Annotated in this window: 12 protein-coding genes and 1 pseudogene; 2 read left to right on the top strand and 11 right to left on the bottom strand. The window is 70.3% G+C overall.

What is annotated here, in order from left to right:
- From ACFXMV_RS14285 to dnaK, 8 genes are all read right to left on the bottom strand, one after another.
- A complete protein-coding gene (locus tag ACFXMV_RS14285) occupies window positions 1-1,638 on the bottom strand; it encodes a flavin-containing monooxygenase (RefSeq protein WP_378500210.1) in 1,638 nt (545 codons plus the stop codon).
- Between the two features lie 106 nt (window positions 1,639-1,744).
- A complete protein-coding gene (locus ACFXMV_RS14280) occupies window positions 1,745-2,908 on the bottom strand; it encodes a globin domain-containing protein (protein ID WP_378500211.1) in 1,164 nt (387 codons plus the stop codon).
- A 133-nt stretch (window positions 2,909-3,041) separates the two neighbouring features.
- Window positions 3,042-4,241 (bottom strand): sensor histidine kinase, encoded by a 1,200-nt coding sequence (locus ACFXMV_RS14275; protein WP_378500212.1) that lies wholly within the window; start codon window positions 4,239-4,241, stop codon window positions 3,042-3,044.
- 1 nt (window position 4,242) lies between these two features.
- Window positions 4,243-4,881 carry a response regulator gene (locus ACFXMV_RS14270; protein WP_378500213.1) on the bottom strand — a complete coding sequence of 213 codons (639 nt, stop codon included), beginning with the start codon at window positions 4,879-4,881 and terminating at the stop codon, window positions 4,243-4,245.
- A gap of 157 nt (window positions 4,882-5,038) precedes the next feature.
- Window positions 5,039-5,455 carry a heat shock protein transcriptional repressor HspR gene (locus tag ACFXMV_RS14265; RefSeq protein ID WP_378500214.1) on the bottom strand — a complete coding sequence of 139 codons (417 nt, stop codon included), beginning with the start codon at window positions 5,453-5,455 and terminating at the stop codon, window positions 5,039-5,041.
- Complete coding sequence (gene dnaJ / locus ACFXMV_RS14260; RefSeq protein ID WP_378500215.1) at window positions 5,455-6,663, bottom strand: molecular chaperone DnaJ; 1,209 nt, start codon at window positions 6,661-6,663, stop codon at window positions 5,455-5,457. Before dnaJ ends, ACFXMV_RS14265 begins: the two co-directional genes overlap by 1 nt.
- A gap of 34 nt (window positions 6,664-6,697) precedes the next feature.
- Window positions 6,698-7,246 (bottom strand): nucleotide exchange factor GrpE, encoded by a 549-nt coding sequence (grpE, locus tag ACFXMV_RS14255; RefSeq protein ID WP_378503364.1) that lies wholly within the window; start codon window positions 7,244-7,246, stop codon window positions 6,698-6,700.
- The gene (dnaK, locus tag ACFXMV_RS14250) at window positions 7,243-9,081 is read right to left on the bottom strand and encodes a molecular chaperone DnaK (protein ID WP_378498465.1); all 1,839 of its coding nucleotides are present in this window, start codon (window positions 9,079-9,081) and stop codon (window positions 7,243-7,245) included. The genes grpE and dnaK overlap by 4 nt, the downstream gene beginning before the upstream one ends.
- A 319-nt stretch (window positions 9,082-9,400) precedes the next feature.
- On the opposite strand from dnaK, the gene ACFXMV_RS14245 reads away from it, so the two are divergent.
- Both ACFXMV_RS14245 and ACFXMV_RS14240 read left to right on the top strand, forming a co-directional pair.
- Window positions 9,401-9,772: a hypothetical protein gene (locus ACFXMV_RS14245; RefSeq protein WP_378498466.1), complete on the top strand. Its 372-nt coding sequence runs from the start codon at window positions 9,401-9,403 to the stop codon at window positions 9,770-9,772.
- Window positions 9,773-9,859: 87 nt separating this feature from the next.
- A complete protein-coding gene (locus tag ACFXMV_RS14240; protein WP_378498467.1) occupies window positions 9,860-10,441 on the top strand; it encodes a hypothetical protein in 582 nt (193 codons plus the stop codon).
- 148 nt (window positions 10,442-10,589) lie between these two features.
- Here ACFXMV_RS14240 and ACFXMV_RS14235 read toward each other — a convergent pair whose 3' ends face one another.
- From ACFXMV_RS14235 to ACFXMV_RS14225, 3 genes and pseudogenes are all read right to left on the bottom strand, one after another.
- Complete coding sequence (locus ACFXMV_RS14235) at window positions 10,590-12,062, bottom strand: dynamin family protein (RefSeq protein ID WP_378498468.1); 1,473 nt, start codon at window positions 12,060-12,062, stop codon at window positions 10,590-10,592.
- Complete coding sequence (locus tag ACFXMV_RS14230; RefSeq protein WP_378498478.1) at window positions 12,059-13,849, bottom strand: dynamin family protein; 1,791 nt, start codon at window positions 13,847-13,849, stop codon at window positions 12,059-12,061. Before ACFXMV_RS14230 ends, ACFXMV_RS14235 begins: the two co-directional genes overlap by 4 nt.
- A gap of 194 nt (window positions 13,850-14,043) precedes the next feature.
- A pseudogene (locus ACFXMV_RS14225) lies at window positions 14,044-14,717 on the bottom strand (hypothetical protein); the annotation flags it as partial.

Genomic DNA, 14,717 nt, shown 5'->3' with positions numbered 1-14,717 from the left:
TCACCCGTTCGCCTCGAGGAGCTCGAACCCCTTGTAGCCGGCCGCCGCGACCTCGGCGATGATCTCGCCGTAGACGCCGAAGCCGCCGACGAACGGCATGAAGACCCGCGGCTTGCCGGGGATGTTGGCGCCCAGGTACCAGGAGTTCGCCGTCGTCATGAGCGTCGACGCGGCGCGATCCGTGCACTCACGACCCCAGGCGGCGACGGCGTCGGCGCTCGCCTCGATGGCGATCGCGCCGTGCTCGTCGAGATGCGCGATGGCGTCGGCGACCCAGTTCACGTGCAGCTCCGAGTGCAGCACCATGTTCGCGAGCACCGACGGGCTGCCAGGGCCGGTCAGGTTGAACAGGTTGGGGAATCCGTCGGTGCCGAGGCCGAGGTAGGTCCTGGGACCCTCGGCCCACGCCTGGTTCAATGTCTGGCCGCCGCGTCCGACGATGTTCACCTTCTCGAGCGAACCGGTCATCGCATCGAAGCCGGTGGCCAGGACCAGGGCGTCGAGTTCGTAGCGCTCGCCGGACGTGGAGACGCCGGTCGCATCGATGCTCTCGATCGGGGTGGCCCGCAGGTTCACCAGGTTCACGTTGGCGCGGTTGTAGGTCTGGTAGTAGTTGGCGTCGGTGCAGATCCGCTTGGTGCCGATCGCGTGGTCCTTGGGGATCAGCAGCTCCGCGACCTCGGGGTCGTCGATGACCGCGCGCACCTTGCCCTCCCAGAACTCGCGGGCGGTGTCGTTGGCTTCCAGGTTGAGGACCTGATCGGGAAACGTCTTGCTGAACAGCACCCCGCCGAGCTGCCAACGCTTCTCGTAGGCCTCGCGGCGCTCGTCCGCGGAGACCTCCATGGCCGGCTTCGGATGCGCCTGGTGCGGCGAGCCGCCGCCGCTGAGGAAGGACAGCCGGCGCCGCTCGGCGTAGTCCGCCTTCTGCGCGCGCCTGGTCTCCCCGTCGAGCGGCACGTTGCCCGCGGGCACGCTGTAGTTCGCGCTGCGCTGGAACACGTGCAGCTGCTCTGCCTGCTCCGCGATGAACGGAATCGTCTGGATGCCAGAGGATCCCGTCCCGATCACGCCGACGGTCTTGCCCGTGAAGTCGACGCCCTCGTGCGGCCAGTGCGCGGTGTGATAGATCCCGCCGTTGAACTCGTCGAGGCCATCGATGGCGGGGATGTTCGCGTTCGACAGCGGCCCGACGGCGAAGATGACGAACCGCGCGGAGATCGCCTCGCCCGCGTCGGTGCGAACCTCCCACCGCAGCGTCCGCTCGTCCAGCACCGAGTCGGTCACCCTGGTCCCGAACGTGATGTCGCGGCGCAGGTCGAAGCGGTCCGCCACGTGGTTGACGTAGCGCAGGATCTCAGGCTGGGTGGCGTACTTCTCGCTCCAGTCCCAATCCTGCTGCAGCTCTTCGGAAAACGAGTACGAATAGTCGACGCTCTCGACGTCGCAGCGCGCGCCGGGATACCCGTTCCAGTACCAGACGCCGCCGACCCCGTCGCCCGCCTCGAACACCCGCACCGTCAGTCCGGCACCGCGAAGCCGGTGCAGCGCGTAGAGCCCGGCGAAGCCCGCCCCGACGACGACGACATCGACAGTGGTGGGGACGGTCCCTGCGGACAATGGTGATGGGGCGTTCACGGTGGCTGCCTTTCGCTGGAGACTCTCTCTCCAGCGACGCTATGGCGGTGGCCTCACCGTGGCCTACAACCTCTCCCGCTGACCGGGCGGCGCGTTCAGGCGCCGATCAGTACAGCGGGTCGTGCCGCACGTTCTCGGCCGGGACGCCCCTGGCCTGCAGACGGAACTTGGTGGTGTTGATCGTCGAGGCGGACCCGACGATCTGGACGTCGTGGTTCGACCAGTCGCCGAAGTCGGCGGCGACGGCGCTGACCTTGCCGGTGATCCGCTTGTACATCCCGGCGGGCGGCGACGGGATCGGGTCGAGGTGCCACCAGGGGTTGGTGTCCTCCTCGGAGACCGGGACCACCGTGAGCCACGGGTTGGTCAGCGACAGCTGCCACAGCGTCTCGATGTCGTACAGGTCGCACGGGTAGTTGCCGCCGACAAACACGTGCACGTTCGGGTTGTTGGCGCGCATCGCCATCTCCATCAGCTGCGCGCGCAGCGGGGCGATGCCCGTTCCCGACCCGATCATCAGCATGTCGCGGTTCTGGGTGCGGTCGACGCCGAGCGCGCCGAGCGGGGAACCCATCACCCAGGTGTCGCCGAGGTTGGTCTGGCCGACCATCGCCGGGCTCACCCAGCCGCTGGAGACGCGCCGGACGTGGAACTCGATCTGTCCCTCGGGGTTGGCCGGGATCGCGGGAGAGAGGTAGCGCCACATCCGGGGGCGGCCGGGGACGGTCACGCTCACGTACTGGCCCGCGCCGTAATCCATCGGGCGGTCCAGCTGCAGCCGGACCACCGCGACGTCCTGGAGCACCTGCTTGTGCTCGACGACGGTGCCGGTCCAGGTCGCAGGCCCGGTCTCGGCGTTCGCGGCCTCCATCATCACCGAGGCGATCAGGGCGATGGCCTCGCGCCAGGCGTTGTCGACCTCGTCGGTCCAGATCTCGTTGCCCGCGAAGTTCTTCAGCGCGAAGATCAGCGCGTTGCCGACCGCCGTGTAGTGCGCGTCGACCACGCCGTACTTGCGGTGGTCGCGGCCGAGCTGGGCGAGGAAGACGAGAACCGGCTCGGGATCGTCGAGCTGGTCGATGACGTACGCGATCGCGTGGACCAGTCGCTCTCGCTGGGCCTCCATCGCGGCGGGGAAGAACTCGCGGACCTCCGGGTTGTTCGCGAACAACACCGAGTAGAAGGACCGGGTCAGTTGCGCCGGTCCGTCGTCGATCGCCGCAACGGCCTTGAAGGTCGTCCGGACAAGCGAAATTGCCGTTGAATCCACTGCAGAGTCCCCGTTCCGCATACAAACGCGGCCTGCGGTGTCCTCTGCAGGTCGCGTGGCCCCTCTCGGCGGGTTGCCGTTGGGTTTGGGGAAGTCTAGCGAGGAATCGCCGCAACCGAAACACGTATCAGAATTACAACAATGTGAGTTTTTCGACCGGGACCGTCGCCACCACGCGGGTGCCCTCGCCCGGGGCAGAGATCAGTTCCAGCGTGCCGCCCAGATTCTCGATCCGGAGAAACTGTGAGGCCAGGCCGATGTGCCCCTCGGCAACGCGCGCGGGCAGCTCCATCGGGTCGAATCCGGCACCGTCGTCGGCCACCTCGAGGGTGATCGCCGCGGCGGTCCGGGCCAACCGGAGCTCGACGCGGTGAGCGCCCGCGTGCCTTTCGACGTTGCCGAGCGCCTCCCTGGCCAGCCGGTACAGCAGGGACTGGCAGTCCGGCATGCCCACCTCCGCCAACTGCACCCGCATCTCGTAGCCGCCGCGCCGGCCGAACCCGTCGGCCAGCTCACGCAACGCCGCCGTCAGGCCCAGCTGTTCGAGCACCTGCGGGTGCAGCGTGGTGACCGTCGAGCGGAGCTGGGTGGCGGTCTCGCGCAGCGCGGCCTCCGCCGCCACCAGCGCGGGGTCGCCGTGGTGCTCGATCGCCTCCTCGAGGTCCATCCTCGCCGCGAGAACGTTCTGCAGGGGGCCGTCGTGCAGGTGCTCGGCCAACCGTCTGCGCTCGCGTTCCTCCGCCCCCATCGACTCGGCGACCAGCCGGCGGCGGACGTCGAGCAGCGAGATCACCGTCCCCGAGCGTCGGACCAGGACGATCGACAGCGCGGTGGTCGCGGCGGTGAGCCAGAGCAGGAATCCGAAGTAGAGGAACACCACGCCGGGCAGGTCGACGAGATCGTCGCGAACCGCGTAGAGGATCCACACCAGCAGGTAGCCGACCGCGGTGCAGGTGCCGAGGGTCGCGGTGAGCGCGGGACGGTACTGGAACGCCACCGCCACCGGCAGCAGGAAGAACACCGGCAGCAGCGATGACGTCGCGCCGCCGGACGCCAGGCAGAGCGCGAGCAGCGCCGCGATGTCGACGAGGGTCGACGCCCAGCCCGCCCACGGCCGCACCTGCCTTCGCATCACCACCGCCAGCCACACCACGGCGCCGACGGCGTACCCGAGCAGGATCAGCCGGAACACGGTCGGCATCCAGTGCTCGATGCTGACGACGGGTCCCAGCAGCGCGATCAGCGCGATCAGCGGCAGCCGCAGGAAGGCGGTGACCCGCACCGCCTCGGTGGCGTACCGCTCGACGACGCGGTCCCGGTCGCGGCCCGCCACGTCACTCCAGCAATCCCCGGCGCATGGCCTCGGCCACCGCCGCCGCGCGGTCGCTCACCCCCAGCTTCTCGTACAGCCGCTGCACATGGGTCTTGACGGTGGACGGCGCCAGGAACAGCTCACCCGCGATGGCCGGGATGGTCAGCCCCCGGGCGATGGCCGCCAGCACCTCGCGCTCGCGGGCGCTCAGCGCCGGGCCTGCGGGTTCGGCGTGGCGACGGACCTCGCCGATCAGCCCCGCGGCCAGACCGGCGGGGAGCACGTCATGCCCCTTCGCACACTCGAGGACCGCGGCCACGATCTCGGCCCGCGTCGACTCCTTGGGCAGGAACCCGGCGGCGCCCTCCTGCAGCGCGTGATAGACGATCGCGGACTCGTCGTGCGCGGAGAGCAGCAGCACCCGGGTGCCCAGTTCGTCGCGGCGCACGGCGGCCGCGACCTGGCTCCCGTCGAGCTGCGGCATCCGGTAGTCCAGCAGCGCGACCTGTGGCCGGTGTTCCCTGATCAGCGCCAGTGCGGCGGCCCCGTCGTCGGCCTCCCCCACCACCTCGACGTCGCCGCTCCCGACGAGCGCCCGGACGACGCCGTCACGAAAGAGCGGATGGTCGTCGGCAACCACGACGCGCACCTTCTCGACCATCGCTCACCACGACCCGAGACCGGCCATGGCTCACTGTCTCACGAGTGCGCGGGCCCGGGTGGGCGGATGCCGGACCCCGAAATGTCCGAATGTCACATTCATTCACCTGAGGCGAACGAATGTGACATTCGGACAGTGGGTCGTGGGGCGCGTTCGATCAGCGTTCGTGCCTGGGCTTCCAGACCACCAGCGCGTTGTTACGCGGGATCGGCACCAGGTCACGCCGATAGCTGGCGTGCACCTTGGCGATCTCGGCGGCCATCTCGGTGACCCGGCGTTGCAACGCCTCCACCTGATTGGTCAGCTCGATGATCCGCTTGATGCCCGCGAGGTTGACGCCCTCGTCCTGAGACAGCCGCTGCACCTCGCGCAGCAGTGCCACGTCCCGCGGCGAGTACCTGCGTCCCCCACCGGTGGCGCGGTGCGGTGTCACCAATCCGAGCCGGTCGTAGGTCCGCAGCGTCTGCGCGTGCATGCCCGCCAGTTCCGCTGCCACCGAGATCACGAAGATCTGGGCGTCCGGGTCCGCGTGCGCGTCAGCCGCGCTCTGGCCGGGCACCCCGGGCGCGGTCATCAGGCACCCGCCCAGCCCGCACGCGGATCGAATCCGCTGGCCTTCTCGGCCGACAGATAGGTCTGCAGCGCCTCGGTGGCGGTCTCGTCGAGATCCTGCGGCACCGCGACCTTGACGGTCACGAGCAGGTCGCCCGCACCGCCGCTGCGCTTGGGAACCCCGCGACCGCGAACCCGGAGGATCCGGCCGTCCACGGTGCCCGCCGGGATCTTGACGCCGACCCGGCCCTCGAGAGTGGGGACGGAGACCGTGGTGCCGAGCACCAGTTCGCCGTAGCTGACCGGCACCGTGACGGTCAGGTCGTCGCCGTTGCGACCGAACACCTTGTCCGGCTTGACGTGCACGGTGACGTACAGGTCGCCCGACGGCGCGCCGCGCAGACCCGCCTCACCCTGCCCGGCCAGCCTGATCCGCTGACCGTCGCTCACGCCCTTCGGAATCCGGACGGTGAGGCTGCGGGTGCGGTTCTGCACGCCGGTACCGCGGCAGTCGTCGCACGGGTCGTCGATGATCGAACCGGTGCCGCGGCAGTCGTCGCACGGCTCGCTGAACCCGAACGCGCCCTGGTTCCGGCTGACGATTCCGCTTCCGTTGCAGCGCGGGCACACCCGCGGGCTGGTGCCCGGCTTCGCACCGCTGCCGTGGCAGGTGATGCAGGAGGCCGGGCTGGTCAGCCGCAGCGGCACCGTCACGCCCGTCGCGGCCTCGCGGAACGGCAGGGTGGTCTCGGCCTCGACGTCGCTGCCCCGCTGCGGGCGGGTGCCCGCGCCGGTCCGGGTGCCCGCTCCGCCGCCACGCCCGCCGCCGAACAGGCCGCCGAAGATGTCGCCGATGCCGCCGTCACCGCCGGAGGTGTAGCTGGTGCCGCCGCCGAACAGGTCGCCGATGTTGAACTCGCCGCCGCCGAAACCGCCGCCAGCCGTGCTGTACTCGGCGCCGGGGCGGAAACCGCCGCGACCGAAGCCGCCGCTGGCGAACAGCCGGCGGGCCTCGTCGTACTCCTTGCGCTTGGCCGCATCCGAGAGCACGGCGTTCGCCTCGCTCACGGCCTTGAACCGCTCCTCGGCCGCCGTGTCACCGGGGTTGGCGTCGGGATGCAGGTCCCGTGCCAGCTTCCGGTAGGCCTTCTTGATCTCGTCGGCCGAAGCATCAGAGGAGACGCCCAGCTCCTTGTAGAAGTCCTTCTCGATCCACTCCCGCTCACTCACCGGGCGTCTCCTCCTCTCGTTGCTTCCTGTGTAACTACTCCGGGGCCTCGTCCGGCGCAGGCGCGCCGTCCGTGACCGTCACCATCGCCGTCCGCAGGATCCGGTCGCCGAGGCGGTAGCCCTTGCGCAGCACCGTCCCGAGCACCGGATGGTCGCCGTCGCCCTCGACCTGCACGGCCTCGTGCAGGTCGGGCGCGAAGGGGTCACCCTCGTCGCCGAACGCCGCGAGCCCGAGCCCGTCCAGCACCCCGGCGAGCTTGTCGGACAACGCCTTCAGCGGACCCGTCTCCAGATCACCGTGGGCGCGCGCCCGGTCGAGGTCGTCGACGACATCGAGGAACTTACCGACCACCGACGCCCGCTCGGCCGCGACGGCCTGGTCGATCCGGACGAGCGAGTTCCGGCGGATGTTCGCGATCTCCGCCTTCGCGTAGCCCAGTTCCGTGCTGGCCTTGTCGAGCTCCGAGGTCAGCTTGAGCAGCTCATCGACTTCGGCGTCGTCCGCGACCCCGGCCGCCGCATCAGCGGCGGCCGGGATCTCGGCGTCGACGACCGGTTCGCGGTCGGCGTCCTGCTCGGTCACTTCTTGTCCTGATCAGCGGGCTCGTCCACGACCTCGGCGTCGACGACGTCGTCGCCCTGGCTCGGGCCTGCACCGTCGGTACCGGCCTCGTCGGCCTGTGCCTTGTAGATCGCCTCACCCAGGGCCTGGGACTCGGTGGCGAGCTTCTCCACCGCGGACTTGACCGCGGAGATGTCGCTGCCGGCGAGGGCGGTGTTGGCCTCCGCGATGGCGGCCTCGACCTTCTCCTTGACGTCCGCGGGCACCTTGTCCTCGTTGTCCTTGATGAACTTCTCGGTCTGGTGCACCAGCGACTCGGCCTGGTTGCGGACCTCGGCCTCCTCGCGGCGGGCCTTGTCCTCCTCGGCGTGCGCCTCGGCGTCCTTGACCATCCGCTCGATCTCTTCCTTGGACAGGCCGGAACCGTCCTGGATCTTGATCGTGTTCTCCTTGCCGGTGCCCTTGTCCTTCGCGGTCACGTGCACGATGCCGTTGGCATCGATGTCGAAGGTGACCTCGATCTGCGGCACGCCGCGGGGGGCCGGCGGGATGCCCGCGAGCTCGAAGGAGCCCAGGAGCTTGTTGTGCGAGGCGATCTCGCGCTCACCCTGGAACACCTGGATCTGCACCGACGGCTGGTTGTCGTCGGCCGTGGTGAAGGTCTCGGAACGCTTGGTCGGGATGGTGGTGTTGCGCTCGATGAGCTTGGTCATCACGCCACCCTTGGTCTCGATGCCGAGGGAGAGCGGGGTGACGTCGAGGAGCAGCACGTCCTTGACCTCGCCCTTGAGGACGCCGGCCTGCAGGGCGGCGCCGATGGCGACGACCTCGTCCGGGTTCACGCCCTTGTTGGGCTCACGGCCACCGGTCAGCTCGCGGACCAGGTCCGAGACGGCGGGCATACGGGTGGAGCCACCGACGAGCACGACGTTGTCGATGTCCTTGACCGCGATGCCGCTGTCCTTGATCACGGCCTGGAACGGCGCACGGGTGCGGTCGAGCAGGTCGGAGGTGATCTTCTGGAACTCGGCGCGGGTGAGCTGCTCGTCGAGGAACAGCGGGTTCTTGTCCGCGTCCACGGTGATGTACGGCAGGTTGATCGAGGTGCTCTGCGAGGAGGACAGCTCGATCTTCGCCTTCTCGGCGGCCTCGCGCAGACGCTGCAGGGCCATCTTGTCCTTGGTCAGGTCGATGCCGCTGGACGCCTTGAACTTGTCGACGAGCCAGGACACGACGCGCTCGTCCCAGTCGTCGCCGCCGAGGTGGTTGTCGCCGGAGGTCGCGCGGACCTCGACGACGCCGTCGCCGATCTCGAGCAGGGACACGTCGAAGGTGCCGCCGCCGAGGTCGAAGACCAGGATGGTCTGTTCCTTCTCGCCCTTGTCCAGGCCGTACGCCAGCGCGGCCGCGGTGGGCTCGTTGACGATGCGCAGCACGTTGAGGCCGGCGATCTGGCCGGCTTCCTTGGTGGCCTGGCGCTGCGCGTCCTCGAAGTACGCGGGCACAGTGATGACGGCGTCGGTGATCTCCTCACCGAGGTACGCCTCCGCGTCGCGCTTGAGCTTCATGAGCGTGCGCGCGCTGATCTCCTGCGACGTGTACTTCTTGCCGTCGATCTCGACGTTCCAGTCGGTGCCGACGTGGCGCTTGACCGAGCGGATGGTGCGGTCGACGTTCGTGACCGCCTGGTTCTTCGCGGGCTGGCCGACCAGCACCTCACCGTTCTTGGCGAAGGCGACGATCGACGGGGTGGTACGTGAGCCCTCGGAGTTGGCGACCACTACGGGCTCGCCGCCTTCGAGCACAGACACGACCGAGTTGGTGGTCCCGAGGTCGATTCCGACCGCACGAGCCATAGTGTTCCTCCTACTTGTCGCAGCACCCCCGGCGATGTGTCGGGGCTGGTTGTGCTGGTGATTTCTTGCAATCTCACCCTAAGTGAGTGCTACACGCTCAAGTTTGCAACCCATAGGACTGGGAGTCAAGCTCGAACTTGAGTCACATGCACTCAAGGCTGTCGAAGTGGTCAACGGGGGCGGTTCGCGATTTGTTCCCGGGTGCGGATGACCGCTTCCACCCCTTGTGGTGATGGCGCGCCGCCGAGACCGGGCCATAGCGTTGACGGCATCCAGCGTGCCTCGGCCGCAACCCCACCACCGAAGATGGTCTAACACCATGTCCAGCAACCGAATCGCCACCGTCGTCCGCACCGCCGCCGTCACCGCACTGATCGGGCTGCCCGCGCTCGGGTTCGCGGGCACCGCCGCCGCCATGCACCCGGACGAGCACCCGCCGGCCGTCGAGCCCCTCGTCGGGTCGGAGGGCGGGCAGTGCTCGACCAACCGGGTCGGTGTCGACGCGGACACCGGCGAACAGCTCATCTGTGTCGGCGGCGGGGTCTGGTCCGGCACCAACGGGGGCATCGATACCGTCCACGACTACATGTCGGCGTGCGACCCTGCGATCGATCCGTTCATGTCACAGTCGCCGGAGGGCCAGGTGATCACCTGCAATCCCCAGAAGCACGTGTGGGACTACGGCCGCTAGACGTTCAGTGCCGGGCCCCGCGCAGTGGACGTTGGAATTCGGTGGAGCCGACCTGAGCTCCGGCGGGCAACGCCTACGATCCCAAGCATGGACAACGCAGGCGAGCACGAGTTCGGAGTCCCCCAGGCCGCGCCTGCGCAGCCGCCGCAACGCCCGCAGCCGCCGCGACCGGAATTCGCCGCCGCCCCGTTGCGTCCCGCGCCGACCGACGACGCGCCGCGCGCGCTCACCGTCGCCAGGTCCGCCTGGATCGGCTCGTTCGCCGTCCTGGTCGGCATCGCCGCCGCCACCGCGCTCAAGCTGTCCGCGGTCCGCGACGCCCTCGAGTCCGCGCTGTCCGCCGAGCGTCCCGGCGCCTCGCAGCGCGACATCGCCGATACCGTCTCGCTCACCCTGCTGGGTTGCGCGTCGGCCGCCGCGGTGCTGCTGGTCGCCGCGCTGATCTGCCTGCAACTGCTCGGCAGGCGGAATTCCGCCGCCCGCATGGCCCTCGCGGTGGTCGGGGTCGTGTCGGTCGCCGCCGCCGTCGTGTTCTGGTCGCTGATGGTCGAGGCGGGCGAGGCCACCGGCGGCGTGCTGGAGTGGGCACCGCTCGTCTACGCCGGACTGGTTGCCGTCGGCGTCGCGGCGCTGTTCGCGCCCGGCGTCAGCGGGTGGCTGCGGCGCTGACCGCCGCCTCCGCGAGTCCCCCACGGGCACACACTTTTTGCCGACGGCGCACACGTTCTGGGCGCCCAAAACCGTTGTGCTGCCGACAAAAAGCGTGTACAGGCCCCGAGGTGCGCGACGGCCGCCACGTGCGCAGCGCCGTCGTCGGCTAGCCGGCCAGCTCCGCCAGCACACCCTCGGCGCTGCGCGCGGCCACCCCGCAGGCGCGCGCGGTGAACTGGTCCAGCAGCGGATGCTCGGCCCAGGTCCGCCACTTGCGTACCGCCGCAAGGGCCGCGGCCCGCTCCGCGGCGACGCCCTCGTCGGGATCGAGCCCGAGCCGCTCGCTGCGGCCGATCCCGAACCCGCCGATCAGCCGCTGCAGCTGCGCGACGTCCTCGTCGGACAGGTTCGGCCGCGTCGAGCGCAGCCGGCCGAGCAGGCGCAGCTCCTGGAAGCCGTGCACGTCGGCGAGCAGCCGCTGCGCCGCGGCGAGGATCGGGTCGGACTCCGCACCAGGGTGGGCCGACAGCACCCGGGTGAGCGCGAGCAGGGCCGAGTGTGTCTTGAGCTGATCGGCCCGCTGACCGAATTGCACGTCGATCACCTGCCGCAGCTCGTCGAGGCCGCTGCGCTCGACGAGTTGCGCTGCGAGACTGGGCGAATCGGGCGTGCCGAGCTTGATCAGCGTGACCGCCAACCGGATTCCGAACAGCCCGAAGCGGTGCGCCAACTGAGCGCGGGTGTGCGCGTCCACCGGCAGCGGGCTGTCCGGGCGGGCGAACCGGTCCGCGGACAGCATCGCCAGTTGCAGGTCCTCCGGCGGCACGTCGGCCAGCGCACGGAAGGCCGCGTACTCGCTCTGCCGCAGGGTCCGCGCCCCCAGCGCCAGCAGGCCCGCGACAGGGACGACCGCCTGACACAGCCCGGTCAGCTCCAGTTCGGTGGCGAAGCGGGACGCGACCTCCTTGGCCGACATCATCGCGTCGAGGCGGCCCGCTCCCACCTCGTCCGCACGCGAGACCACGCCGACCACGCCGAGCGGGCCGGACTCGCCGCCGACGTGCGAGCCGATCTGCCCGAGGAACGCGACGTCGGTGGCGGCCAGAGTGCGCAGCAGGTACACCACCGCATCGGCGCCGGAGGCCGAGTCCTCCGGGGTGAGCATCTCCAGCGTGCGCGCCGAGACGTCGCGCGAGAGGGAGGAGGTGCCGGGCGTGTCGATGATGGTGGTGTTCGTGAGCGCCCTGGCCGGCCACTCCACGTCCAGCCGGTCCACCTCCGCGGCCGTCATCGCACCGAGGTCGAAGGTGAGACTGCTGCCCTCGCGCCGCTGCACGGGCACATTGAACGACCGGTCGCCGTGGTGCCAGGCTGTGACGGTGGGCGTCGGGCCCCGGCGGTACCAGGTGACGACGCGGGTGCACTCGGTGGCGTCGGTCGGCGCGATGTCCTGCCCCACAAGCGCATTGAGCAGCGTCGACTTGCCGGCCTTAAGCGATCCGGCGAGGGCGACGCGGAGCGGCTGATCGATCCGCTCGGCGCACTCGTCGAGTTGCCGTCGCACCGCGGGATCGCCGGCATACACCCCTCGCGCGGCATCGATCAGCGCACGCGCCTGGGCCAGCGCGCCGCCGCTCACCGCTGCGTCCCGGCCGGAAGAATCTGTGCCGCAATCTCCTTGAGCTCATTCAGTGCGCGCATGTCCTGCTCGATCTGCGCGGTCCGCTTGGTGCGTTCGCTGGTGGCCAGGTTGGCGGCCTCCTGCGCGGCGCGAAGCGAGTCGTTGAGCGAGCGCAGGGTCTGCTCGGCGATGGCGGTGAAGTGGTCGCGCAGCAGGCGCTGGATCAACCGGAGCCGGTCCTTCGACTCCTTGTTCACCTGGAAGCTGACGTCGTCGACGAACCGTCGGATCGCGGCCTTCGCCTCGCTGCGACGCTTGAGGATCCGCTGCTCCCGGTCCTCCCGATAGGCCTTGGTGCCCAGCACCAGCCCCGCCCCCACCGAGATCGGGTTCACCAGGGCCATCCCCATCAGCGTGGTGATCAGCCCGAACATCAGCACGCCGCCGTACGAGCCGCGCATCCCGACGAGCATCTTCTGGGTGATGCCGATGCGGCCCGATTCGAGGTCGGCGAGCGAACTGACCGGCTCGAGGACCCCGCCCAGGTCCGCGACGTCGAGGTGCGGCAGGTCCACCGCCCCGGACTCGGCGAAGTGCCCGGCCACCACCTCGGCCAGCCAGATCGCGCGGTCGTGCGCCCAGACGAAGTTGTCGCCGATCGAGGTCGCGACCTGCTGCTCGAGCCACTCGCCGAGCTCCGCCCAGTCCTTACCTGGGTCGCCCTCGTCGACGGACTCCTCGGCCTGCCGGGTGACGCGGCGCAGCCGGTCGCGCAGGTCGTGGTCGATGTCGGCGGCCAGGTCGGTGACGCCGTCGGACAGCGTCTGCTGCCACAGCGAGGTGCGCTTGTGCAGCTCCTCGGCCGCGACCTTGGCCTTCTGCAGCTCCGCGACGGCCGCCGCACCCTTCGCCGGGTCGCGCAGCGCGGCGAGCTCGCTGCCGAGCCCAAGGGTCAGATGCTCGGTGACCGAATGCACGTCGAGCGCCACCGCCCGGCGGGTGGTGACGTCTCCCCTGGCCACCACCTGCTCGCGCAGGAACGCGTACAGGTCGGCGAACCCCGACTCGACGTTCAGCTCCTCGTCCTGCAACCGCACCGCGTGCGAGCGCAACGCAGACGACACCGGGATCAGCGGCACGCTCAGCCCGGCGCGCCCGAGGTGCCCGCGGTCCGCCTCGACGATCTCCCGCCAGTGCGGGTACAGGTCGGTCTTGCTGATCAGGCACGCAACCGCCGGGCACAGGCCGACCACCTGCCGCAGGAACGCGACCTCCGGCTCGGTGAACTCCTGACTGGCATCCGAGAGCACCAGGACCGCGTCCGCCGCGGGAAGCAGGCCGAGAGTGCTTGCCGCATGAGGGTTTCCGTGCCCGCCGACGCCGGGGGTGTCGACCAGCACCAGACCGTCTGCGAGCAGCGGGCTCGGCACGTTCACCTCGACCCGCAACACCTCCCGCCCGCCCGCGAGCGGGGTCGACGGCGTGACGGCGCTCAGTTCCTCCAGCGGCAGCGGCACCCGGACCGCGTCGGCCCCGGGTTCGGCGAGCACCAATTCCGCGCTCGCGGTCTCCGCGTTCTGCACGACCGTCGGCACCGCGGTGGTCTCGTCGTCCCCGACCGTGCACACGGTCAGGCCCAGCAGCGAGTTCACCAACTGACTCTTGCCCTGCTTGAGCGGGCCGACCACGACGATCCGCATCCGCGGGTCCAGCACCCGGTTCCTGGCAAGCTCCAGGCGGTCCACCAGATCGGCCCGACCGGCCGCCCGGGCGATGCCGCCGGTCCGCTCCAGCAGCGCGACCATGTCCGCGGCCGTTGCCTGCGCCGCGGCGGTGCGTTCGACTGCCGAAGCAGATGCGTTGTCCATGAACCCGACCCACAATTCCCTCTGCGCCACCCGCGTCGTACTGACGCGTGTGGCGAGCGATTTCACTGATCCAGCACGGAGCCGGCCCCACACGCAATAACGCGTCCGGGGCCGGCTCCGTTACAGATCGATCAGGGCAGCAGCGGGTCCGCGTGCGCGGACGCCTCCCCGCCGACCTCGGCCGCACCGGTCGCGTCCGCGTCGCCGAACAGGCTGCCGCCGACGCCGCTGAGCCCGCTGCCGAACAACCCGCCGTCCGTCTCGTGGGTCGTGGCGACCTCGCTGCCGAAGGCGTTCGAGGCGTCCAGCGACGACCACGCGTTCCCGGTGGCGGAGGTGGCGCCGCTCAGCCCGGAGCTGATCCCGCCGACCAGGTCGGACGTGCCGCCGAACTCGCCGCCTGCGGAGGCACCGCCGCTCGCACCTGCCGACGCACCCGCGCCGAGTCCGGCGTCGGCGGCGCCGGTGACCGCGCCACCGAGGTCCGCGACGCCGCCCAGGCCAAGGTCCGCGCCCGCGTTCGCCGCACCGTCCAGCGCGCCGGTCAGGCCGCCGCCGAGCTCAGCACCCGTGTTCACCGCACCCGACAGCGCGCCGCCCAGGTCCGCACCGGCGTTGGCCGCGCCGTCCAGCGCGCCGGTCAGGCCGCCACCGAGCTCAGCACCCGCATTCGCCGCACCGTCCAGCGCACCGGTCAGGCCGCCACCCAGCTCAGCACCCGCATTCGCCGCACCGTCCAGCGCACCGGTCAGGCCGCCACCCAGCTCAGCACCCGCATTCGCCGCGCCGTCCAGCGCACCGGTCA

This window comes from Rhodococcus sp. NPDC059179 (assembly GCF_042754885.1).
In the GTDB taxonomy this organism is placed as follows: domain Bacteria; phylum Actinomycetota; class Actinomycetes; order Mycobacteriales; family Mycobacteriaceae; genus Rhodococcus_G.
Note: the sequence above shows the minus strand (reverse complement) of the source record. Positions and strands in the feature narration are given on the sequence as shown.